Origin of the sequence: Hydrogenophaga intermedia, assembly GCF_000723405.1 — a bacterium.
GTDB classification, from domain to species: domain Bacteria; phylum Pseudomonadota; class Gammaproteobacteria; order Burkholderiales; family Burkholderiaceae_C; genus Hydrogenophaga; species Hydrogenophaga intermedia.
Genome location: NZ_CCAE010000011.1, coordinates 89,035 through 109,500, shown reverse-complemented (window position 1 = coordinate 109,500; position 20,466 = coordinate 89,035). Strand labels below are relative to the sequence as shown.

Sequence of the window (20,466 nt, the reverse complement as noted above, 5' to 3'; positions counted from 1 at the left end):
TGAAGGGATGCTCCAGGTGCAGCTCGTCGATGCGGCGCATGAGCGCCAGGTCACTCTCGCTGGTGGGGCGGGGCTGGTAGTAGACAGCGCCGCGGCTGATCTCCAGCAGTCGGGCCTAGCGCACCACGCTCAAGGGGTGCTCACGGTCGATCATCGCTTTGCGCTCAGCAATCCCGCCTTGGTGAGCGCGCTTTCTAAAAAATCATTCTCCAGCGCCAGCTGCCCGATCTTGGCGTGCAGCGGGGCCAGATCGACCGGCTGGGGGGCCGAGCCGGCGCCGAAGACGTCGGCCGCGCGATCAAGCAGCTGGCGCTTCCATTCGTTGATCTGCGTGGGGTGCAGCTCGAACTCCTTGCAGAGTTCGGCCATGGTCTTGTCCTCGCGCAGCGCAGCCAGCGCCACCTTGGCCTTGAACGCTGCGCTGTGGGAGCGGCGCGTGCGCCGCCCAGATGCCTTCTTGTTCATCACAAGCTCCTTCTCGCCAGCCCGCATCGGACCAGCTCAATGCACGGAGCCTGCTTTATCTCACCTGTTCAGATTTGCGGAGCCACTTCTGGGGCAAGACCATCCTTCGTCATCAGCTATGCATCGGTTGGTTTGGCCACTCAATCCGTCTTGGCGGGCACTCCCCAGCTTCTCCTTCCAACTGACGTAGAGAAACAGATGGTAGCTCAACGACTCCACAAGCAACGTCTCGGTTGGTGGATAGATAGCAAGAATCTGTCAAGGAACGTTGACGTCGCGCTCGACCGTCTACTGGATGGCCAGCACCTCTGGTTGGCTTGCAAGGAAGTTCGGTTCACCGCCCAAAGGCGCCTGCCAAAGGATTCTTTTGCTCAGGAAGTTGAAGAGGCGATCAAACGCCTGTGAACCGACGATGAAGCGAGCCGGCACGAAAGATCGACTCGTCCTTGGTCAGAGTGAGCTACTCAGACGACTATGTTGGTGTCGCGGCGGTTGCGGTTGCACTCTGCCGCGTCGGCAAAGGAAGCGTCAGCAACTGTCGATAGGCTCTGCGATCCATCGGTAGGCTGCGCACCGCGTTTGCGATGCATGCGAAAGATTGCAGTCGCTTCCCCAGAAGTTTGAGCCCGTAGGCCGCAGACAGATGGTGCGTGTTTGCGGTGTGGCGGATAAGCGGTACGTAGGCCGCGAACTCGGGCCGCGCAGCAAGGCCTTCGTACATTTTCGCGGTCGCCATGTCCAGGCGAGATGGGCCTGCGGAGTTCGTAAGCGAAGTACCCACCTTGCGATACTGGGCAGTCGTCGCGCGGCCGAAGGCAAAGTTGTGATTGAGCGCCAAACGAATCCAAAGCTCCAGATCCTCTGCCAGTGCGAGATCTTCGTTAAAGGGACGTGAGCCTCCCAGGGCATCGCGGCGAACCACCAGCGCACAGATCCAGGCCGGGCACATGGTGATGAACAGTTCGGTGGGCTTGGAGAATATCGCGCTCGACCCCTCTCCCAGCTTTTCTCGCAGCTTCGGCCCCTTGCGACGGTTGGACCAGAGGCAGTCTGTTGCGATCGTCTGACCTTCCGCGTCGATGTAGTCGTAGTCGGTGGCCGAAAACGCCACACTATCGTCCTGCAGCAAACGGATATGAGTCGCCAGGTGACCAGCCTGCCACTTGTCGTCGGCATCGTGGAAAGCGATGAGAGTGCCTTGCGCGGCACTGATCGCTTGGTTGCGCGCACGCGAGACGCCGCCGGGCTTGTCATTGACCAAGACCCGGACCCGTGGATCCGAGCGGGCCTTGTCAATGAGTTCCAAGGTGAGTGGGTCTCGCGAACCGTCATCGACGAGTAGCAGTTCGAGTTGCCACGGCGCGGGCAGTTGCTGCCCCAGGACAGAATCCACGGCTTCCTGAAGATAACGGCCCGCGTTCAGGCAAGGCATTACCACCGATATCAAACTCGACATTTCCCCTCCAAGCGCGGCGAGCCGCTGTTGTTAAATCAGATACTGATCCAGACCAAAATCACTGCATCAGCAGCTTCAAAACATTGTCGATCGCCAGCATGCTCACGGAGGCCGCTGCGAGTATCGCGCCCCAGCCACTGAGCGAGGATTGTCGGAGCATGGCTTTGATCTGGGCTTGACCCCCGTCGTGCATGGTGTTCGGCCAAGAAATTCGCGTGGACATGAACCAGCATGCCACGGAGCCCAGGCCGCAAGCAATGGATGCCAGGTTGAGTGTTAGCGACAGCGTATTCAATCAAGATTCTCCGGAAGTCACTAACTCATCGGTGATGTGTTCATGCCTGAGCCTGGCTGCGTCTTCGCGCCCCTTGGCTGGCAACAGCGATAGTCGGCACTGCCCTAGCTTCGTTGGTGCCGACCGCTCAGACCAATCCCACAGTTCCAAGCAGACGGTCGCAAAGATACCTCAGAGCATACCGAGAATGCGAGAAATCACGCAACGATGTCACGGCTCACGATCGTGAAGTGAAGCATGCCTCGAGTTCATTTCTTGGCGCAACCGCAATCAGGCCGCTATTGGTCGTCTCCTGGCTTACGAGTCGCCGAAGAGGGTGCCAACTTTCGAGTGGTCCATGGCAAGTTGACGAGCGTACGCCACCACGCTGGCGACACTGCGGTGACCCGTCATCGCCATCGTCTCGGGCAGTGGCACCTGCTGCGACACCGCTTCGGTGACAAAGCCTGAGCGCAAGGAGTGAGCTGAGTACTGGCCCTCGGCGCCGGCCAGCCGACAGCGCTCGTTGACGATGTCGCGCACAGCCGCGGCGGACAGCGGCGCCCCCAGCTTGCCGCCCTTGAGCACGCGGCGGAAGAGGGCGCCCTCGCGGATCCGTGCTGCTGCAAGCCACTCCTGCAGCGCCGCGCCGGCCGCACCCCGCACCGGCTTGTGGTTCTCGGGCCGATCGGCTCCGCTCTGGTTGGTCTTCGAGTATGCGAGCTCGTAAGAAAACTCTCCTGGCCCCAGCTTCTTCAAGAACTTCATGTCCGCGGCCGCGACTTCGGAGCGCCGCCGCCCGCCGCTCGCCCAGGCGAAGAGGAGGAGGGCGCGGTCGCGTTTTCCGCGCAGCGAATCGTCGCAGGTGGACAGCAGCAGTTTCAAAGGATCCTTAGTGAGCGCGTCCTTTTTCTTGGGCAGCTCGCCGCGCTTGGCGTAGGCCTTGCGCGTGCGCGAGAGCAACTCGCGCACCTTGGGGTCGCGGCACGGATTTTTGAGCTCCTTGACCTGGTGGGCTTTTGACAGCACGGCGACGCGGTGCACGAGCGTATTGTTGGCCAGGGGCCCGAGTTTTCCCTTGAAGCCGCTGCTGACAAGCGCCTGGTCGATCTCGAGCGGCAGCTCGTGCACCAGGCCTTTGGGGGTCGTGCGCTGGGCGTGGTCGACGATGAACTGCAGCACGCAGGCTGCGGGCAGCGGCAACGCGATCTGATCGCCATAGCGCATCGCATACCAGGCGGCCCAGTAGCGCAGCGCGCCCTGATAACTGCGCTGGGTGTTGGCGGACTCGCCCTCGCGCAGCAGCTCCGCGACGGCTTGCTCGGCCACGGCGCTCAGCTCATGCGGCGCCAGGGCGGGGGTCTTGAGGAGGGCGGGCAGCGCCATGTGTTGTGCTCAGGCCGGTGTGGTGAGATATTTGATATGTACTAAGTGTGAAATCGTACAAATCAAGCCGATAAGGCACGATAACAATCTCTTATCGTGGGTAATTTAACCACCGGAGCAGGGCGATGCAAATCAAAAGTTCGAGCGTCAGCGCAGACGAGATCCGCCCACGCCGCGGCGTGCAGCGTGAAGACGTCTGGGCCGCGGCCGACGCCGTGCTGCTTGCGGGCGAAAAACCCACGATCGAGCGGGTGCGCCAGCACCTGGGCAGCGGCTCACCCAACACCGTGGGGCCGCTGCTGGAGCAGTGGTTCAAGCACCTGGGGCGGCGCATCCAGGATCCTGGGGCTTTCGCGGCTCCCGCCGGCGTGCCCGACCCCGTGCTGCAAGCCGCCCGACACTTCTGGGAGACGGCCCTCGCCCAGACGAGGGGGGATTTCGAAGAGCGACTGCGCCAAGGCCTGGCGGATGCCGTGGCCAACGTCGAATCCGAGAAGGAGCGTGCCGAGATTGCTGGTGCAGCTGCATTCGAAGCGAGTGCCAAGGCGAGCAAGCTACAGGGCGAGCTGGCCGAACAGGCTCAGGTGCTGCGGCAGGCGCACGAAGAACTGGCGGCCGAGCGCGCCCGGCTCCAGGAGGTTCGTGAGGCGCTAGCGCACGAGAAAGTGCGGCTGATCGAAGAGCGCCAGCGCGCCGCCGAGCAGATGGCAGAACTCAACCAACGACTCGCGGCCACCGTCGGCGCGGCGGATGAGCGAGCGCAAGGCGCCGAGCGGCGCGCTGCCCGGGAGATTGAACGCGAGCGGCAACTACGAGTAAAGGCCGAGAAATCGACCGAATCCGTTGCCAAGCGCTTCGAGGAGGCCCTCAAGGCCCAAATCTCAGCGTCCGAGCAACTGACCGCCGTGGCGGACCGGCTGGCGCAGCTCAAGGTCGACTCGCGGCAACAAGAGCTGAGCTTGCAAGCACTCGTAGATGAACGGGATGTCCGTATCCGGCAGCTCGAGGCTGAGCTTGTCGCCGCGCAACGGGAGTTGGTTGGACGCACCGCGCAGGAAGTACTGCTGTCTGAGCTCGCGGCCAAGCTGGGCCCCTCTAGGAAGCAAGCAGGCTCCAGCGAAGTCGAGGTCGCCCATGCAAGTCGGCGAGGCTCGAAGCGCAAGAGGGACGCCGCGTGATCGCCTCACCCTTGGCGCACAACTGGCGCCTAGGCGATCGGCCTGACCTGCGGTCCATGAACGTCCTGAACCGGGTGTTCAAGACGCTCGACATGCATAGGCACGGGGCGCTGCCAAGTTTCGACACTGCAACGCAGATCCTCGTCGGCTCCGACTACGGTGGGCAGCATCCTTCCTCTCAGTACGAATCGCTGGCCTTCGTTATTGCCGACGCAATGAAGCTCAGACCATGGGACGAAGCTCGGGTGCGGTGCCGGAAAGCACATCTTCCCGACGGGCGCCGGATGTCCTTCAAGTCGTTGAACGACAAACTGCGCGTGGCAGCACTTCCTGACTTCCTATCCGCCGCTGACCTGATCCCCGGCCTGCTATTGGTCGTGCTCTTCGACAAGCAAATCGGCTCGATATTCGACGCAGATGAGGTGCAGCCAGAGGTGCCTGACGAGTTCAAAAAACTCATCGAGTGGCCGGCGCGCACGCAGGAGCGGGTGCTGCGAATTTGCCATGTCATGGCCCTTGTTCTCGCTGGCCTTTCTCGTGAACTGCAGGACGTCCTGTGGATCACCGATGAAGACGAAATCGCAGCGAACGTCGAGCGCCACACGCTCTTCACCAATGCCTTCGGGAACATTGCTAGCCACTACTTGCAACACCGATTGGGCCACCTGCGGGTTGCCACGACGGCATCCGACACCGGCAAGCGTGACCTTGAGGACTTTGTCGCCATAGCAGATCTCGCAGCAGGCGCCATCTGCCACAGCCTCAATGCGTACGGTGCAACCGGGCTGTCTTCGGTGCCTGGCCTTGTTGTCCCACCGCCACCTGGTGCTCCGCCAAAAGTAGATAGGCTTTTGGGCTGGTTCTCGAACGACGCCACATCGTTGCGACGACTGGTGCTCTCAATCGACGTTTTGCCCAGCTCGAGGAAGCTCAAGGTCCGACACCTTGAGCTGGTGGGTATGAACTGACTCCTCAGGTTACGCCTTTGAGTCCGCAGGAAGTCGCAGCCACGCCACATGCGCCTTGCAAGGTGTACGTTCGTACACCAAAATGCCCGCATGGGACACCCTAACACCGACGCAACGCACCTGAGCCGGCTGCGAGACCATTACGCAAGGTACGGCGTTCTGCCGTCCTATGCCGGCATGGGCAAGGTATTGGGTTTTCGAGCCAAGACTGCGGCGGTGAAGCTTGCAGAGCGACTCTCGATCGCCGGTTTCCTGCAGCCTGCCCCCGGTGGGAAGCTGGTGCCGACAGCCCGCTTTTTTGAGCTGCCGCTGTTCGACACGCCTGGCTTCCACATAGAGCGCCCGAATCTTGACGTACACGCCCATGCTCGCCAGCTTTTGGCGGCAGGTGTCGAGCGTGGTAAGCGAGATCGCGATCGAGGTGGATTGCATATCCTCGGACGGATCGCCCCAGGGGCCGGCGAAGCAATCGACGTAGCAGAGCTCAATGCTGCCGCCTCCGTTCTTCGACCCCATGCCAATGATCAAGAAGAGCTTCTCGAGATAGTCCTCGAGCAGTCGGTGCTTGACCAGCGCCTGCTCGCGCCCGTCATAAGCCACCGGGATCAACGGCGTCACGACATCATTCATACGCCGCATCATCTCATGGGCTGTATATCTAGCCAGCACTCCTGCCCAGAGTCATGGTGGCAGAGCCTGGTCAATTCGATTCGGACAAGCCCAAGAGGGGTAAAAGCTGGTCAACGCCCGCCGGCGACTGGGTTAACTGGGTCTGGGTGCGCTACGCCAAGTACCGGTCAATTTGGTTCGGACAGGCCCAAGCAGGGGTCAAAACTGGTTGGAGGTTGCCGGCGACAGGGCTAACTGACGGTGGGAACTGCCGGGAGCTTGAAAACCGCGGTGTCCAGGACGTTCCGGGCCTGTCCGCTCGGAAATTAAGGTTGGTCTGCCAGCTGGCACCTCATGACGTCGCTCTGTGCAGATCTTCTTCAGCAATCTCCAGGAATAGCGCGGCCAGTTCTTCCGGTCCGAGATCTCGCAACGCAGGGTTGGCAGCACGGCCGAGCAAGAACTCGGCCCCGGTACTTCCACCGAAGACCTCTTGCCTCGTGCGCAGAAAGTCCTGATATAGCACCAAGTCCACGCCTCGCGATTGGTACATTGAGATCGCGGCACGGTGCATTGCCTGATACATGGGTGGAATCTGGTCGGGGAATCCAGCCGTGAGATTGGAGAAGGATTTTGGTAGTGGCATAAGCAAGTAGTCGCCTGGCGGACGTCACGACAACCCAGATCGGCGCTGCTCGCGAATGTGGTTCAGAATGAGCACGTTCATCTCCCGGGCGGTGATGATTCCGCGCTCCGTGAGGTTCAACAGGGCGAGCTCAGTGGCATCGAGCCTGACGTCATCGCCTGAAAGCTCAGTCAGTTTCTCTGCGACCTGATCGAGTTTTGTTCGAATAACGACCACGCCATGCTCGCGTGCAAGTTCTGCCACGAATCCGGCGACGTTGGCAGTCGGCAGCGGGTCAGGTAGCTTGGCCATGTTCAGATCTCGATCGCCAGCGTTGGATCGAAGTTCTTGTTCTCAAAGCCGCCGCTGAACATGGGGTAGCCGCGCGGATTAAGAACGACCTCGGTTCCGTTGACGACGTAGCGCTGGCTGTCGTGCATATGGCCATGGATCCAGTACCGGCTGCGGCCCATCAAGTGTTCCAAATCTGAAGCGAAGGCAGGCGTCAGCCCATCGGCCTGGTACCTCGGATGGATCGACATTCTGTGCGGTGCGTGGTGGGTCACCACAATCGTCCTCGCTGACTCTACAGCGGCCAGCTCGTCGTTCAACCAGTCGACAGTCGTCGCATGGATCTTCGCGGAATCGATCGGCAAGAAGTTGCGCGAGCGAGAGGGTGACTGACCCGGGTAGACGCCAATCTGGTACGCCTCTTCTTCGCCACGGGGCAGGTGGGTCTTGATGGCACCGAAGTCGTTCAGACCGTAGTACGCCTCCTCCATCGAAAACTCCAGCTCGTCGAACAGCTTGAAGTCGGTCCACAGGGTTGCGCCGAGAAAGGTGATGCCCGAGATCGTCGCTCGGTCGCGCTCGAGGAAATGCACGCCTTCGATCTCCGCCGCGGCGCGCAGGTCCTCCATTCGCAGCTCGTAGACCGCCCCATAGAACTCGTGGTTGCCCACCACGTAGACGATTTCTTTGCTTGGGAACGCCCTGCGGGCCCACCCGATGCCGTCGTTCCCCGCAGCGATATCCCCCGCCAAGACGACCACGTCAACCCCGTCATCAATCCGGCGGCCGTTGTGCACCGTCTCGAAGCCGTGGAACTCGAGGTGAAGATCGGAAAGAACCAGTGCGCGCATTCCTCAAACCCTCCAGGTCCTGGCCTCGTCCAGCTCGCCTGGCTGAATGACAACCATCTCGCCCTCTGGGGTCAATGCCGTGATCCCTCGCAGCCCCACACCGTGACTCTGGAACCCCTGTGCCGGCCAGCGTGCTGAGCTGTCCAGGCGATCGTGTTGATGGCCATGTACAGTCGTACGCGCGCGCATCGATCGCGCCAGCGTGTCCAGAATTTCGAAGCCGTGCGGGTGGTAGCCAGGTGCCTCGTGGGTCACCAGCACGTCCGCCCTGAGATCAGCCATCTTGTCGATGACTTCAGGATAGATCGAGCTCCAGTGTTTTCGGTGCTGCATCCCCCTGCAGCGGTCCTGCCGCGGCGTACGCGCGGCGTGCTCCTGCGGGCTGTGAAAGAACGGCTGACCGCGGTTCTTCGAGCCAGGATCCGGGTGCCACACCGACTCCCGAAAAACCCCGCCCAGGCCCGCCACACGCACACCACCAGGTAGCTCCACCACCTGGCCGTGCAGGCTCCTCCTCTGCCCCAGCTCGTCGTCCCACAGGTGCGCGAAGCTGAGATCAGAGTCGGTGTCATGGTTGCCATGGATGAGCCAGGTGATCTCCTTGATCGGGGCCAGCACCTGGCTCAGCGGCGCCGGCGCCTCCAGATCACCGAGCAAGACGACTGCCCAAACCTGGTGCCTGTCGGCGGCCTCCAGGATGTGGTCAAAGCGACCATGAGGGTCACCGCAGAACAGAATCATTGCCCCGTCCTAGGCCAGATCATCGTGGGCCTTTCGAAGAGCTTGCCTTTGCTCCTCCAGGGTGATAGCCCCTTCGGGCATATGGGCAGGGCAGCGGCATTGCACATACCCAGATGCGACTTTGATCTCTCCCGGCTTCCCACAGACTTCACATGTGTGATGCGAGGCGGTTTCAGCCTCTGCAATGGCCTTGTCGTGCTCCGTCGTGGCTCCATCCACATAGAAGCGCAAACCGCCGAATTTCTCCTTAGCCTGGCGAGCCACGACCTGAGACCCGGTGCGATCAGAGATCTCCTGAAGCTTCCCGCACAGGGCGTGGATCAAATCGAACCAGCCGTCTCGACACCAGAGTCGCTCGCGATGTTCGAAGATCTTCGGATAGCGCTCGAACAGCTGTTGGTTGTGTTCGTGGTTCATGTGGTCCTCTGTTTGCGCCCCGTGCGCATTGCGCCGAAGAGGGCGACACGTTGCCCTGCGCCCATGCCGTGGTCTGCCTCTTTCCAGTCCGGGGAACTTACATCCTCAGGCTTCATGCCGCGCGCCAGCAGCGCCATCGCGCCAGCTTGAGTTCGGGCACTCGTGCCAAGGCCTCCGAGATGCGCTCATCCAGGCGCCTCAGGTCCTCGACCTGCAGCCCTTTGCTGCCGTCGACGAGTAGCAACTGGGGGCAACCAGGCTCGAACAATGCTTGCTCGTCTTCGACGGCAAGCCACTCTTGGTCCGAGGGTCGATGAGTGTCCATCCATTGCTCGCACTCGCGCTGGCGGACGAACTCCGTGTCCAGATCCAGCACAGGCGTAGTGCCGACGATCTGCTGGCGCAGATCTTCATCGAAGAGCTCGACGAGGTCCTCGAAATCGAAGACCTCGCGCCAGGAACTGGAGATGACTACTTCCAGCCGAGGGTGTCGGCGGATCGATTCTTGTAGCTGCGGCAAGGCAGTGAACTTCTCGGCGCCTAGTTCACGGCGATGCAGCACGCCATCAACATCCAGGAACAGCGTGACGTCGCCCCTCGGCGAACTTGAAATTGACAATGTCTTGCCCACGTGCGACTCGGTCGTTGATCCGTTCAGAACAACAAAGACTATCGAATCGAGCCTACAAAAACAATGGTGACCAATTATGGGACGCAGACAGGTGACCGTCTATGGGAATGTCGTGATGGGAGTTGACCCGGTCCGGTGGAATAGACTCATTCATTCCTTGCCGAAATCTGCATCTGGCCCGGGTGGGTGCGCTTCGCCTTTCGCATCGCCATTCGCCTGTCAGGCCAATTTCTCTACGTCCAATACCTTCTCAGGAGCGCCCTTGGTGACCAACACTGAACGAGATACATCCCGCATGAGCGCCACCGAACTCCGCGAATACGCGGAGCAATTGATGAAGCAGGCAGAAGAGCAGTCGACAAAGGAGTTCGAATCCACGATGAACTTCCTATCTGACAAGCTCGCTCACATGGGAAAGACCAAGAAGGATGCTGTCATCCACTTGATCAAGATGATGAAGTCTTTCGAGGCGGAGGCGACGCTCCAGGAGCTGGTCGGCGGCCCGTCCGGCGCACGTCCCAAGGAGCGCAATGATCTCGACAGTGCCGGCTGTCCTCCCGAGGTAGGTGTCACGTACCAGTTGCCGTCCGGTGAGACCTGGATCCGACGGAGCAAGGCAGGCGCCACGAAGAAGGAGTTCGCAATCCACGCGAAGTCGACCACCTGGGTGGCAATGAAGCCTTGACCCGTTCTCCAACACCCTTTCTGCGGCCCATTCCAGCCGAGAACGACGAGGATGAACGTCGATCGCCTGAAACCCTGAAGAACTCAGAGCCAGCATGCGTCTGGCGCTGGATGTCGTCGCAGCCCATCGCATCGCCCGAGGTCTGTCTCTGGACCAAGAGAGGGTGACAGCAATCCGGGGCCTGTTTGAGGAGCCAGTGACGTGCGCGCTGGAGGAGACCGACGAGGCCGCTACTGGCGCATGAACTTCATGGATTTGGCGGCCGATTCATCCAGCCACTCGTCGTACTGATCCTCGCGAAGGATCACGACCATGCACTTCTCATCGCTGGGCTTGTGAAACAGCTTGAACAGCTCGTGGTTGTCGACATTGACGATGAGCATGGTGAAGCTCGAGACCTTCGCGCCCGTCGGTCAGCCGCGCTGACCCAGCCAACCAGCCCTCAGTCCCAGCGCGTCGTGCAGGGCGTGGTGCCGAGTGACACCGTTGTCCTGAAAGTATTTGCTTTCAGCCGCATTGAAGACCGGATCAGCGTGGTAGTTAGCTAGGGAGAGAGGCCTGGCCAGGACGTTCGTGGGCAGCTCACCTTCCAGCGCGTCCAGGAGCAAATCCCGATCATGTGCCGAGTCGCATGCCAATAGGACCCTGCCGTGCAGACTTGCGAGCCAAGAGTAGAGCTCGCGCGAAAGTGCTTCCCTCGTGAAAATCCGATCCGGCCACTTGCCGAGCAGTGGTACTACGACCTGTCGAACGAACTCGCTGCAGGCTGCAGCGCGATAGTCACTGCGCTCGGCGTAGAAGGTATGGTGGCCATCCTCACTTACAAGCCCGATCGAGATGAGATCGATGTCGAGGAAGTCCGTGAATTCGGTGTCGAAGAAAAGGACCATTGCTACCAGGAAAGTCGGCAGGATCTCGGAATCGGCCTTGGGTCTGCATGTTAGCCCCACACGCGCAATCGAGGCGCCTCTTCTGGGTCCTCTCGAGCTGTGCACGCTCACAAAGAATGGGCCGCGTCCAATACTTTCGCAGGAGCGCCCTTGGAAAAAGATTCCGGTGTCGCCTCCAGCGCCTTCAGGCCCAGCAACGCCACCGCCAGCGCGATGGTCGAACCAGCAACACTAGGAAGAGGGCGCGTCGGGGCCGCGGGACTGGACACCACCCATTCAGCAGCCTGCGGCTCGGCTTCGACTCAGCTGACGCGGCCGACAAATGTGCCTGTTGCGCGAGTCGTGACGCAAGAATTTGCGCATGAACGGATGCGCAGTATGGAGCACTTTTGACTGGGCCCGTTAGCCTGTTCGCTGGAAGTTTGCCGCCTGGTGCGTCAAGTGGGTCGTGCAAGCGGTCTGCGTGGCGATCATGGCGGCCGTGATCATCTGGCTCAAACTGTACCAACACTCGAGAGCACGAGCGCATTACAGGATGCGCACGTTGTCGAACAGCGATAGCACCAGCCATGCCGTCAGTTTTTGCGGCGATATGAGAGAGACACCGTGCCCATGCTCGCCAAGCGCTTGGATCTTGTTCTCGGTATGGCCGCCAAACGCCATTCCGTTCAGAGAGTCGCTACCTCATCAAAATCTATTCCTATGGTGGCCATTCGCTCGACGACGCGCGCCGTGGAACTGATTTTGGGATGAAAAGTGAACAGATTTACCCTCGGTAGCCACCGTACGAAGCACTCGACAGCTCGAGCGCATTACAGGATGCGCACGTTGTCGAACAGCGATAGCACCAGCAATACCGTCAGTTTTTGGCGGCGGTATGAGAGAGACACCGTGCCCATGCTCGCCAAGCGCTTGGATCTTGTTCTCGGTATGGCCACCAAACGCCATTCCGTTCAGAGAGACGCTACCTCATCGAAATCTATTCCTATGGTGGCCATTCGCTCGACGACGCGCGCCGTGGAACTGATTTTGGGATGAAAAGTGAACAGATTTACCCTCGGTAGCCATCCAGGCCGTTCCAAGGACCGTCGGCTCGGAAGTTGAGGCTGGTCTGCCAATGGGGCAGCGGGTGCCGGCGGCCTCTGGTGCCACTTGTCAAGTGCTTAGCAATGACTTCAGCAGCGGAGTATCGTGAAAGCTTCAGTCGACCCGTTAACAACTTTACTGGTCTTGAGCATTACAACTTTGCTTGTCTCGGCGGTGTCAAGGTCAAGCGTGGGCCACCACATTCTTATATTTACATAATATACAGACCGTTCGTCGCCCGGGCTTGCTGAAGGCGCTGTGCAACTTGGTGCCAGAGGGCTCTCGCCTCGTCCGTGGTGGCGCGTTGTTCCTCGACCTCGGCCGCCAGAATCGCGGGGTCATCACCAGTCAGGTCGCAAATCAACCGGATTACCCGAGCGTCGGGAAGGGTCTTGCCGTCCCTGTAGTTGGCAACCGACCGGTGGCTGACGCCCATTACGAGCGCCAGCTTGTAGTCGCTGGGCAGCTTGTGGATAACCTTTGCCTTGTCCAGTAGAGCGGCGATGCTTGCGGCCATGTGGATAACCTCCGTTTCGGATAGGGGTTGAGAGGGCCTCCGAGGGCCTGTAACGGTAAGGGTACGCCGTATGTGTAAACGGTTGCCCTATGGCAATCCGATTGCCTGTGGCAATGGCTTGCCATACCATCCGTCCCGCGCCGGGGCGGTTTCTCATCATCCCCCCACCTTCTGGACCGTGCCCGGCGCCTTCGATTTCAGAGGGCAGGGGGGGTGAAGGTGGGTTCCATGTCGAGTTTCACGATTGCCCGGCTCACGGGCCATTTCGAGCACCAAGGGCAACTCAGGGTCGCGGCCGTCGGCCAGTGCAGCGAAAAGAAGGATGACCCGTTCGTCGTCGTCCTGTCGCACAACAGCGGGCCGATGAGTTTCGATTTCCACCTCACGCCCGACCAGTCGCGCCGCCTGCGCGCGGCGCTGGAAGAGGCCGAGGGCAAGGCCGAAATCCTTACGGCGGCGATCTGACCATGAGGGGCGGATTCCTCGCGGCACTCGCTGGCCTGGTGGCCGCCAGCGCGGTGCCGTTCGCCGAGTCGGTGCGGCTGGCGCAGCCGGCGCCGTTCAAGGGCTACGACCATCGCGGCCTCGGCCGCTCGCGCGTCCCGGGCAAGCCCGGGCGGGCCGGCGACAAGCTGCGCCGCATGGCGGCCGAGCGCCGCATCGGCACACCGCGCGGGGTGCCGGCATGAAAACCACCATCAAGCTCACGGCCGGCCGCGCGCTGGTCGTGCAACCGGCGCCCGGCAAGGGCGTGCGCGTGGACGTGACGCTGGCCGGCGTCGTCGTCGCGGGCGACGTGCTCACGCCCGACCAGACCGGCGCGCTGCTGTTCGGCCTGGAGCAAGCCGCCGAGGCGGCCGGCATCGCGGCGGACCGCGTGTCCGAGGGCATCGCCAGCGCCTTGCGCATCAAGGCGGCGCCGCTGGCCGTGGTGAAGCGCACGGCCTGCGCCGCCTCGGGCTGCAACTACCCCGAGGGCGAGTGTTCCGGCGCCCTGGGCGGCTGTATCGGTTGCAGGCGGGCAGCATGACGGCCTGGCGCCAGTCAGCCACGGGGGTGCTGATCCCCGCCGAGCATCGGCCGCGTCTGATGGCCTGGCCGCGCCCGGCCGGCTGGGACAAGCTGCCGGCCGACATCCGCGCCGCGTGGGATGCGCAGTGGCGCCGCGTGGCCGAGCAGGGCCAGGGGGCGCGGTGACAGTGGCAGCGGTGTGGCCGCCCCATGACTGGAGGCCCGTCCGTCATGAACGGCCGGCGGCAGACAGACTGATGCGGTGCGGCGAAACCCCGGCATCGGGGAGTGAGCGACCAAGGAATGCAGCCCGGAAAATGCGGAAAGTAGCCGGGCGGACACACCACTGCCACCGAGGCGCGCAGTGAAAAAGCCCCGCGCCAAGGCCGCCCACATCGGCCCCTTCGCCAACGTCGCCGGCTACACCGGAGCCGCGCGCGCGCCGGTCGTGGAGGACTACAGCGCGCGCACCCCGCATTGGGCCGCGCCGCGCCTGGAGCTGCTGCCGCCGAGGTGGGCCGCGCGCATGGTGGGCGAGTGGCGAAAGCACGCGCAGACCCTGGCCGACAGGGGCGCCACCCACGGGCCGGCCGACATGTGGCTCAGTCGTCGCCTGTCGGAGTTGGAGGCGGGCCGCCGCGTGGGCATCGCGCCCAGCATGGGCGACTCCGACCTGTGCAAGCTGGCGAGGCAGGAGGCCCGCGACCATGGCGACATGCAGGCCAGCGCAGACGGCCAGTACCGCCAGCGCTGGGCGCACATGCCCGCTGAGTACCTGGCCCGCTGCCTGGCCGAGTTGAAGCGGCGCCTCTCGCGCACGGTGATGGCCGGGCGCGGCTTGCTGGACCTGTGGCCCGACGGCCCCACGATGACGGACGCGGGGCGCCTGGCGCGCCTGCGCGACGAGAAGTTTTGGCGCAAGGTCTTCCGCCGCGTGCACGCGCGCACCGTGGAGGTCTGCGCAATCGGCCTGGGCCTGGTCCACGCGCGCGCCGACTGCTACGTGTCGGCCGAGTCGCGCAAGGTGCACGCCGAGCGCCAGCGCGCGAACGCGGCCATGCTGGCGCACACCCTGGCCGTCAACGACCACGGCCAGGAAATGACCCTGGCGGCCGTCGCAGAGAAGTCCGTCGCCAATCCGGTGATCCGACGCGGCGAGTTGATGACGCGGGTTGCTGGCTTCGAAGCCTGCGCCGATGCCCTGGGCCACGTGAAGCGCTGGGCCGTGCTCACCTGCCCCAGCCGCATGCACAGGTTCACCCACCTGGACAGCGGCAAGGTGGTGGAAAACCGGAAGTACGACGGCACCCGGCCGCGCGAGGCGCAGCAGTACCTGGCAGCGCAGTGGCGCCGGCTGTGCGCCCATTGGGAGCGCGAGGGCCTGCGGGTCTATGGCTTTCGCACCACGGAGCCGCACCACGATGGCACCCCGCACTGGAACATTCTGTGTTTCTTCGCGCCGATGACGGAGCGCGTGGAGATGCGCAAGCTGTGCAAGGTGCCCACCGATGCGGTGCCGGTGTTCGATGACGGCTTGCGCCGCTACTTCCTAGAGAACGACAGCCCGGACGAGAAGGGCGCCCGGGAGCGGCGCGTCAAGATCAAGGCCATCGACGGGGAGAAGGGCAGCGCGGCCGGCTACATCGCGAAGTACATAGCCAAGGGCGTGGACGGCTTCGCGATGCAATACGACCTGTATGGCAACCCGATCGTGGAGGCGACGGCCGCCGTCGTCACCTGGGCGCGCGTGTGGGGCATCCGCCAGTTTCAGCAGATCGGCGGGCCGCCCGTGACGGTGTGGCGCGAACTGCGCCGGCTGCACCCCGAGCACATGGAGGCCGAGCAGACGGCGGACAACCTGCGCCAGGCCACCCGGGCGGTAAACCTGCAACTGGTGGAGCCGGGTGAGCGCAAGGCCCTGGCCTGGCAGCGCTACACCATGGCGCAGGGCGGCCCAACGTGCCGGCGCGCGCGGCAGGCCGTGCGCCTGTACCGGGTGGAGCGCGAGGCGGCCAACAGTTACGGGGAGCCGTCGCCCGCGCGCGTGCTGGGCGTGCAGGGCCTGGGCTCCGTATCCGTACCCGCACCGGCCCACATCGCGGCGCGCGGCCTGGGCGGGCACTTCCGCAGCCCGGCGCAGACGGTCATTGAGTCCGAGCGGGCCGAGTGGATCGTCATCAGCAAGGGCGGGGCGCTGGACGCGGTGGAGGCCCACTGCGCGCGCCTGCAAGGGCTCATTCACGCGCATGACGCCAGGGCCGCGCAGGAGACGGCCGCGCGCCTGGAACGGCTACAGCAAGAGCGGGAGGCCGCATCGCGGCTGCGCGAAGCGCTGCCGCCTTGGACCCGTGTCAATAACTGCACGCCGACGCCAACGCTCGACACGTTGGATCGGCGGCACATGGATACGGGGCCGCGCCTGTTCGGGGTTGTGAACACCCATCGGCGCAAGTTGGGGCGGTTCTTCAACTGGGCATCGCCGCCGACGGCGGTGGAGGTCTGACGATGCGGTACCAGGGCGGCAAGAACGGGGCAGGGGTCTTTCAGACCATCATCAACCGCGCGCCGGCGTGCACCACCTTTGTTGAAGCGTTCGCGGGCAGCGCGGCCATCTACCGGCGCCTCAAGCCGGCGGCATCGTCAATCCTGATGGAGCGAGATCCCGAGCAGGCGGCAAAGCTGGCGGTGCTGGCCAGGCCGTCGACCATCGTCCGCAACGTCGATGCGCTGGCTGAGCTCGCATCGCTGCTGCCGGCGATGGGTGATGGCTGGTTCGTGTATCTGGACCCGCCCTACGTGCACCAGGCGCGAAAGGACGTGGACCTGTACCGGTTCGAAATGAGCGATGCCGACCATGGGCACCTGGTGGGCTCGCTGCTTCCGGCGATGACAGATCGAGGTGTGCGCTGGATGCTCAGTGGCTACCGCTGCGCGCTCTATGACGATGCGAGCAGCTTGCGCGAGGCGCACCAGCACGATTTCCAGGCCATGACGCGGCGCGGCGTGGCAACGGAGACGCTGTGGATGAACTATGACCCCGCCGCCGTGGCGCTGCATGACGTGCAGTTCGCCGGCAACGACTACCGCGACCGCGAGCGCATCAAGCGCAAGGCGCAGCGCTGGGCCGCGAAGTTTTCGGCGATGGGGCCCCACGAACAGACGGCAGTTTTGCAGGTGCTGCAGCACCTGCACGCCCGGCGGTGGGATCCCACCGCCGAGGGCGACGGTGAAGTGCTTCAGAGGGCCGGGGGGCCAACGGAAGGGGTAGAGCATGAAGGACGATTTCAAGGTGCATGACGTGGCGCGCGTGAAAGCGGGCGACCTGGCCGGCATGGTGGGCGTGGTGCAGGAGCGCCACCCGGGCGTGGCGGGCGGCTGGGCCACGGTGCGCGTGCAGGGCGTGAAGGACGACGCGCCCGTGGACGAGACGCGCAAGTTCAAGGTGTCCGAGTTGGAGCGCAACCATGTCCGATAAGGTCGTGCGGGGCTACATCGATTGCCCCTCCTGCGGCACGCCGGGAGGCATGCGGATCACCAGCGACAAGAACGGCGACCCGTTCGGCTTCTGCACCGCAACGTGCCGCCAGCAGTTGCGCGTCGGGCCGGACCCCGAGCGCGTGGCGCTGTTCGAAGCCAACCACGCGAAGCGGCTGGCCACTGCGGCGCCTGCGCCCGCGCCGGCCGCGCCCGTTGCTGCGCCGGCCCCGGTCGCGGAGCCCCCGCCGCCGCCCGCAGCACCCAAGCGCACCGGCCTGGCCGACGCGTTGCACTTCATGGCAGGGGGTGCGCGATGAGGCCGAGCAATACCAACACGCAGGCCGTGGAGCGTGACATTGCGGCCAACGGCGAGGCGCCGGCCAGCGACGAACAGGCGGCCGACCTGGCGGCGCTGGAAGCGGCGGCGGGGCAGGGCGGGGCGCCAGGTCAGGCGCTCGCCACGCAGGAACAGGAACCGAAGGGGCCGACCCTGCAAGAGGAAATCGCGGGCCTCATGGGCATGGTGGTCGCGGTGCTGTCGCCCGCGCTGCCCAGCTTGAAGACCATCTACACCCCCGAGGCCATCGGCGCCGCGTCCGGGGCCATCGGCGCGCTGTGCGAGAAGCATGGATGGCTGGGCGATGGGCTAATGGGCCAGTACGGCGCGGAAATCGCCTGCGTGGCCGTCGTCGGGCCGCTGGCCTGGGCCACCTACAACGGCGTTAGCGCGGACCTGGCCGAGTGGAAGAAGCGCCGGCCGATTGAAGCGACGGCGAAGGAACAGGGCATCGACATCGCGGCGCCCGTGCCAGCGCCGCCGCCCGCGCCCGAGCGCACGGGGCCGGCCGTGACCTTCGGAAGCGGGCCGGTCCAATGAAGACCATCGACGGCGAACTGAACGTCATCAGCGGCGCCTCGCGCTCTGGCAAAACCGCGTGGACCGCGCGCCAGGTCAAGGCGAGGCGACGAGTGTGGGCATGGGACCCTGAAGACCAGTGGGCGGCGCTGCCCGGCTGGCGCAAGGTGACGACGCGCGCGCAGCTTCTGGAGTGGGCGAAGAAGGGCGGGGCGCAGCGCATCGCCTACGTGGCCGGGGGCGACCTGAAGGCCGAGTTCGATTTCTGGTGCGGGTGCGTGATGTACGCGGGCCGCTACGTGGAACCGCTCGACGCCATCGCCGAGGAACTGGCCGACGTGACGACGCCGAGCAAGGCCCCGGGCAATTGGGGCATCCTGATCCGCCGCGGGCTCAAGCGCGGGATCACCATCTATGCCATCTCGCAGCGCTGGGCCGAGGCCGACAAGACGGCGATCGGCAACGCCACCCGCTACGTGTGCTTTGCCATGGGCGGCGAGGACGTGTTCTACATGAACCGCAAGACCATGATCCCGGTGGAAAAGCTGGGCGCCTTGAAGCCCCTGGAGTTCGTCATTGCTGACCGGCTCACCAAGCAAATCACCACCGGCAAGCTCCGTTTCTGATCGCAGAAGCCATCCGGTCCCCGTACCGGTTACAGCCGCCCACGGGCGGTTTTTTTTCGCCTGCAATTGAGGCCACGCAAGCGCAGGGCGTCACCGAGCGCGGCGACCAACCCCATGTGTACCTGCACCAACCCTCAAGGATCGTTCGCAATGGACCAAGCCACCCTCATGAAGTACGGCATTGCCGCCGCCATCGCCTTTGCCGCCTGGAAGTACGGCGGCACCTACGGCAAGGCCGGTGCCGTGGCCGTCGCGGCTGTGGCCGTCGCGCGCCGCACGCCCTACATCCGCGAAGTGCTGTAAGCGCTGCCGCCACCCTCTGACCACCAAGGAACAACCATGTCCGTCGGAAAACTCACGCGCTACGGCCTGCCCTTCTCCAACGTGGTGCCCAGCGGCACCGCCACCAACCAGGTCACGCCCGGGCGCACGCTGGAAAACCTGCGCCTGAAGCTGGGCGGCACGGCCCTCACCAAGGCCATGATTTCGCTGCTCAAGCTCAAGGCCAATGGCAAGGTGATTCTTGAGGCCACGGGCGCCCAACTGGACGCGATCAACGCCTATCGCGGCGAGTCCACCGCCGCCGCCTTCCTCGACATCCAGTTCGCGGACTACTCCATGATCGCGGAGCTTGACCGCATGGTCGGCGCCTTCGACACCTCGCAGGGCATCGCCAACATCACCAGCGAAGTCACCATTGCGGGCGCCACCGCCCCGGTGATCACGCCGATCCTGATCGAGAGCGCGCAGCAGAAGACCCGCGACGGCGCGGCGGCCCCGTTCGCTGCGCTCATCAGCAAACTGCTGAGCTACCCGTTCAGTCAGTCCACCGGTGGCCGCCTGGCAGTGAACCTGCCCTTCGGCAACACCGGTTCCATCATCAAGCGCATCCACGTGTTCCACACCGGCACCGTGACCGGCGCGACCATGAAGGAAGACGGCCTGGTGATCCACGAATCGGTGGCCGCTGAAAACAGCTTCGACCAGACCAAGGCCAAGCGCGTGCCGCAGGCCAACGTCTACACCATCGATTTCGTGCTCGATGGCAACATCAAGAAGGCGCTCGACACCCGCAACGCGAAGTCGCTGGAATTCCTGCTCGACTTCTCGGGCGCGGGCTCCGGCACGGTGCTGGTGGAGTACCTCGACCCGCTGGGCAACCTGTAAAGCGAGGGCCGCCCCATGTGGGAAGAGTGGTTCCAAAACGTCAGCAGTTCGCTGCTGAACAAGGCGGCTGACGCCAAGTTCACCCAGCCCTATGAGTTGCAGAAACTGCGGCTCCAGGCGCTGGGTGAACTCGGCCTCTACAACGAAGGACAGCCGCAGACGGTGGCACCGCAGACCATGTTCGGCATGAGCCCGGGCGTGGTGGTGCTGCTGGCCCTGGGCGCCGTCGTGGCGGTCTTCGCGCTGAAGGACTGAGCCC

The 20,466-nt window shown here is 63.7% G+C and carries 29 protein-coding genes and 1 pseudogene; 17 read left to right on the top strand and 13 right to left on the bottom strand.

Features of this window, described 5'->3' with window-relative positions; translation table 11 throughout:
• The 4 genes and pseudogenes from BN948_RS09635 to BN948_RS09625 all read right to left on the bottom strand — a co-directional run.
• Positions 1–465, bottom strand: a pseudogene (locus BN948_RS09635) (transposase); the annotation flags it as partial.
• A 472-nt stretch (positions 466–937) separates the two neighbouring features.
• The gene (locus tag BN948_RS25625) at positions 938–1,921 is read right to left on the bottom strand and encodes a glycosyltransferase family 2 protein (protein ID WP_051756076.1); all 984 of its coding nucleotides are present in this window, start codon (positions 1,919–1,921) and stop codon (positions 938–940) included.
• A 58-nt stretch (positions 1,922–1,979) separates the two neighbouring features.
• Positions 1,980–2,216: a hypothetical protein gene (locus BN948_RS26635; RefSeq protein ID WP_138820232.1), complete on the bottom strand. Its 237-nt coding sequence runs from the start codon at positions 2,214–2,216 to the stop codon at positions 1,980–1,982.
• A gap of 297 nt (positions 2,217–2,513) precedes the next feature.
• Positions 2,514–3,581 carry a site-specific integrase gene (locus BN948_RS09625; RefSeq protein WP_035621404.1) on the bottom strand — a complete coding sequence of 356 codons (1,068 nt, stop codon included), beginning with the start codon at positions 3,579–3,581 and terminating at the stop codon, positions 2,514–2,516.
• A 125-nt stretch (positions 3,582–3,706) separates the two neighbouring features.
• Between BN948_RS09625 and BN948_RS09620 the strand changes: the two genes are divergently transcribed.
• Complete coding sequence (locus tag BN948_RS09620; protein ID WP_009518531.1) at positions 3,707–4,759, top strand: DNA-binding protein; 1,053 nt, start codon at positions 3,707–3,709, stop codon at positions 4,757–4,759.
• 56 nt (positions 4,760–4,815) lie between these two features.
• Positions 4,816–5,727, top strand: coding sequence for a hypothetical protein (locus BN948_RS09615; protein WP_009518532.1), 912 nt, complete (start codon positions 4,816–4,818; stop codon positions 5,725–5,727).
• A gap of 9 nt (positions 5,728–5,736) precedes the next feature.
• Here the strand turns inward: BN948_RS09615 and BN948_RS26630 are convergent, their stop codons facing one another.
• From BN948_RS26630 to BN948_RS25615, 6 genes are all read right to left on the bottom strand, one after another.
• Positions 5,737–6,357, bottom strand: a complete 621-nt coding sequence (locus BN948_RS26630) for a class I SAM-dependent methyltransferase (RefSeq protein WP_035621403.1) — start codon at positions 6,355–6,357, stop codon at positions 5,737–5,739.
• Positions 6,358–7,006: 649 nt separating this feature from the next.
• Complete coding sequence (locus BN948_RS09600; protein ID WP_035621401.1) at positions 7,007–7,273, bottom strand: hypothetical protein; 267 nt, start codon at positions 7,271–7,273, stop codon at positions 7,007–7,009.
• Positions 7,274–7,275: 2 nt separating this feature from the next.
• Complete coding sequence (locus tag BN948_RS09595) at positions 7,276–8,103, bottom strand: metallophosphoesterase (RefSeq protein ID WP_035621400.1); 828 nt, start codon at positions 8,101–8,103, stop codon at positions 7,276–7,278.
• Between the two features lie 3 nt (positions 8,104–8,106).
• Positions 8,107–8,844 (bottom strand): metallophosphoesterase family protein, encoded by a 738-nt coding sequence (locus tag BN948_RS09590; protein ID WP_035621398.1) that lies wholly within the window; start codon positions 8,842–8,844, stop codon positions 8,107–8,109.
• A 9-nt stretch (positions 8,845–8,853) separates the two neighbouring features.
• On the bottom strand, positions 8,854–9,261 hold the full coding sequence (locus BN948_RS25620; RefSeq protein WP_051756073.1) for a hypothetical protein: 408 nt from the start codon (positions 9,259–9,261) through the stop codon (positions 8,854–8,856).
• 112 nt (positions 9,262–9,373) lie between these two features.
• Complete coding sequence (locus BN948_RS25615) at positions 9,374–9,892, bottom strand: HAD domain-containing protein (RefSeq protein WP_051756070.1); 519 nt, start codon at positions 9,890–9,892, stop codon at positions 9,374–9,376.
• A gap of 295 nt (positions 9,893–10,187) precedes the next feature.
• Between BN948_RS25615 and BN948_RS09575 the strand changes: the two genes are divergently transcribed.
• Positions 10,188–10,577, top strand: a complete 390-nt coding sequence (locus tag BN948_RS09575) for a hypothetical protein (RefSeq protein WP_035621396.1) — start codon at positions 10,188–10,190, stop codon at positions 10,575–10,577.
• Positions 10,578–10,807: 230 nt separating this feature from the next.
• On the opposite strand, the gene BN948_RS26625 is transcribed toward BN948_RS09575, so the two are convergent.
• Together BN948_RS26625 and BN948_RS09570 are read right to left on the bottom strand one after the other, a co-directional pair.
• On the bottom strand, positions 10,808–10,960 hold the full coding sequence (locus BN948_RS26625) for a hypothetical protein (RefSeq protein ID WP_009518535.1): 153 nt from the start codon (positions 10,958–10,960) through the stop codon (positions 10,808–10,810).
• A gap of 30 nt (positions 10,961–10,990) precedes the next feature.
• Positions 10,991–11,467, bottom strand: a complete 477-nt coding sequence (locus tag BN948_RS09570; protein ID WP_009518536.1) for a 3'-5' exoribonuclease — start codon at positions 11,465–11,467, stop codon at positions 10,991–10,993.
• 606 nt (positions 11,468–12,073) lie between these two features.
• Here BN948_RS09570 and BN948_RS26620 point away from each other — a divergent pair.
• Positions 12,074–12,220 carry a hypothetical protein gene (locus BN948_RS26620; protein ID WP_156037839.1) on the top strand — a complete coding sequence of 49 codons (147 nt, stop codon included), beginning with the start codon at positions 12,074–12,076 and terminating at the stop codon, positions 12,218–12,220.
• Positions 12,221–12,764: 544 nt separating this feature from the next.
• Here the strand turns inward: BN948_RS26620 and BN948_RS09565 are convergent.
• Entirely contained in the window at positions 12,765–13,070 is a 306-nt protein-coding gene (locus BN948_RS09565) for a hypothetical protein (protein WP_035621394.1), read from the bottom strand.
• A 228-nt stretch (positions 13,071–13,298) separates the two neighbouring features.
• Here BN948_RS09565 and BN948_RS09560 point away from each other — a divergent pair, with 228 nt between their 5' ends.
• The 13 genes from BN948_RS09560 to BN948_RS09510 all read left to right on the top strand — a co-directional run bounded on the left by BN948_RS09560 (position 13,299) and on the right by BN948_RS09510 (position 20,462).
• On the top strand, positions 13,299–13,535 hold the full coding sequence (locus BN948_RS09560; RefSeq protein WP_035621392.1) for a hypothetical protein: 237 nt from the start codon (positions 13,299–13,301) through the stop codon (positions 13,533–13,535).
• A 2-nt stretch (positions 13,536–13,537) separates the two neighbouring features.
• Positions 13,538–13,759 carry a hypothetical protein gene (locus tag BN948_RS09555; RefSeq protein ID WP_035621390.1) on the top strand — a complete coding sequence of 74 codons (222 nt, stop codon included), beginning with the start codon at positions 13,538–13,540 and terminating at the stop codon, positions 13,757–13,759.
• Positions 13,756–14,100: a hypothetical protein gene (locus tag BN948_RS09550; protein ID WP_035621388.1), complete on the top strand. Its 345-nt coding sequence runs from the start codon at positions 13,756–13,758 to the stop codon at positions 14,098–14,100. Before BN948_RS09555 ends, BN948_RS09550 begins: the two co-directional genes overlap by 4 nt.
• Positions 14,097–14,267, top strand: coding sequence for a hypothetical protein (locus tag BN948_RS26615; RefSeq protein ID WP_156037838.1), 171 nt, complete (start codon positions 14,097–14,099; stop codon positions 14,265–14,267). Before BN948_RS09550 ends, BN948_RS26615 begins: the two co-directional genes overlap by 4 nt.
• Before the next feature lie 178 nt (positions 14,268–14,445).
• Positions 14,446–16,584 carry a replication endonuclease gene (locus tag BN948_RS25610; protein WP_051756067.1) on the top strand — a complete coding sequence of 713 codons (2,139 nt, stop codon included), beginning with the start codon at positions 14,446–14,448 and terminating at the stop codon, positions 16,582–16,584.
• A 2-nt stretch (positions 16,585–16,586) separates the two neighbouring features.
• The gene (locus BN948_RS09540) at positions 16,587–17,378 is read left to right on the top strand and encodes a DNA adenine methylase (protein WP_051756064.1); all 792 of its coding nucleotides are present in this window, start codon (positions 16,587–16,589) and stop codon (positions 17,376–17,378) included.
• The gene (locus BN948_RS09535) at positions 17,353–17,556 is read left to right on the top strand and encodes a hypothetical protein (RefSeq protein WP_035621386.1); all 204 of its coding nucleotides are present in this window, start codon (positions 17,353–17,355) and stop codon (positions 17,554–17,556) included. Before BN948_RS09540 ends, BN948_RS09535 begins: the two co-directional genes overlap by 26 nt.
• On the top strand, positions 17,546–17,875 hold the full coding sequence (locus BN948_RS09530) for a hypothetical protein (protein ID WP_035621384.1): 330 nt from the start codon (positions 17,546–17,548) through the stop codon (positions 17,873–17,875). Before BN948_RS09535 ends, BN948_RS09530 begins: the two co-directional genes overlap by 11 nt.
• A complete protein-coding gene (locus BN948_RS09525; protein WP_035621381.1) occupies positions 17,872–18,435 on the top strand; it encodes a hypothetical protein in 564 nt (187 codons plus the stop codon). The genes BN948_RS09530 and BN948_RS09525 overlap by 4 nt, the downstream gene beginning before the upstream one ends.
• Entirely contained in the window at positions 18,432–19,040 is a 609-nt protein-coding gene (locus BN948_RS09520; RefSeq protein WP_035621379.1) for a hypothetical protein, read from the top strand. The genes BN948_RS09525 and BN948_RS09520 overlap by 4 nt, the downstream gene beginning before the upstream one ends.
• A gap of 150 nt (positions 19,041–19,190) precedes the next feature.
• Positions 19,191–19,343 (top strand): hypothetical protein, encoded by a 153-nt coding sequence (locus tag BN948_RS26610; RefSeq protein WP_156037837.1) that lies wholly within the window; start codon positions 19,191–19,193, stop codon positions 19,341–19,343.
• Between the two features lie 36 nt (positions 19,344–19,379).
• The gene (locus BN948_RS09515) at positions 19,380–20,207 is read left to right on the top strand and encodes a major capsid protein P2 (protein WP_035621377.1); all 828 of its coding nucleotides are present in this window, start codon (positions 19,380–19,382) and stop codon (positions 20,205–20,207) included.
• A gap of 15 nt (positions 20,208–20,222) precedes the next feature.
• A complete protein-coding gene (locus BN948_RS09510; protein WP_035621374.1) occupies positions 20,223–20,462 on the top strand; it encodes a hypothetical protein in 240 nt (79 codons plus the stop codon).
• Positions 20,463–20,466: the final 4 nt, after the last annotated feature.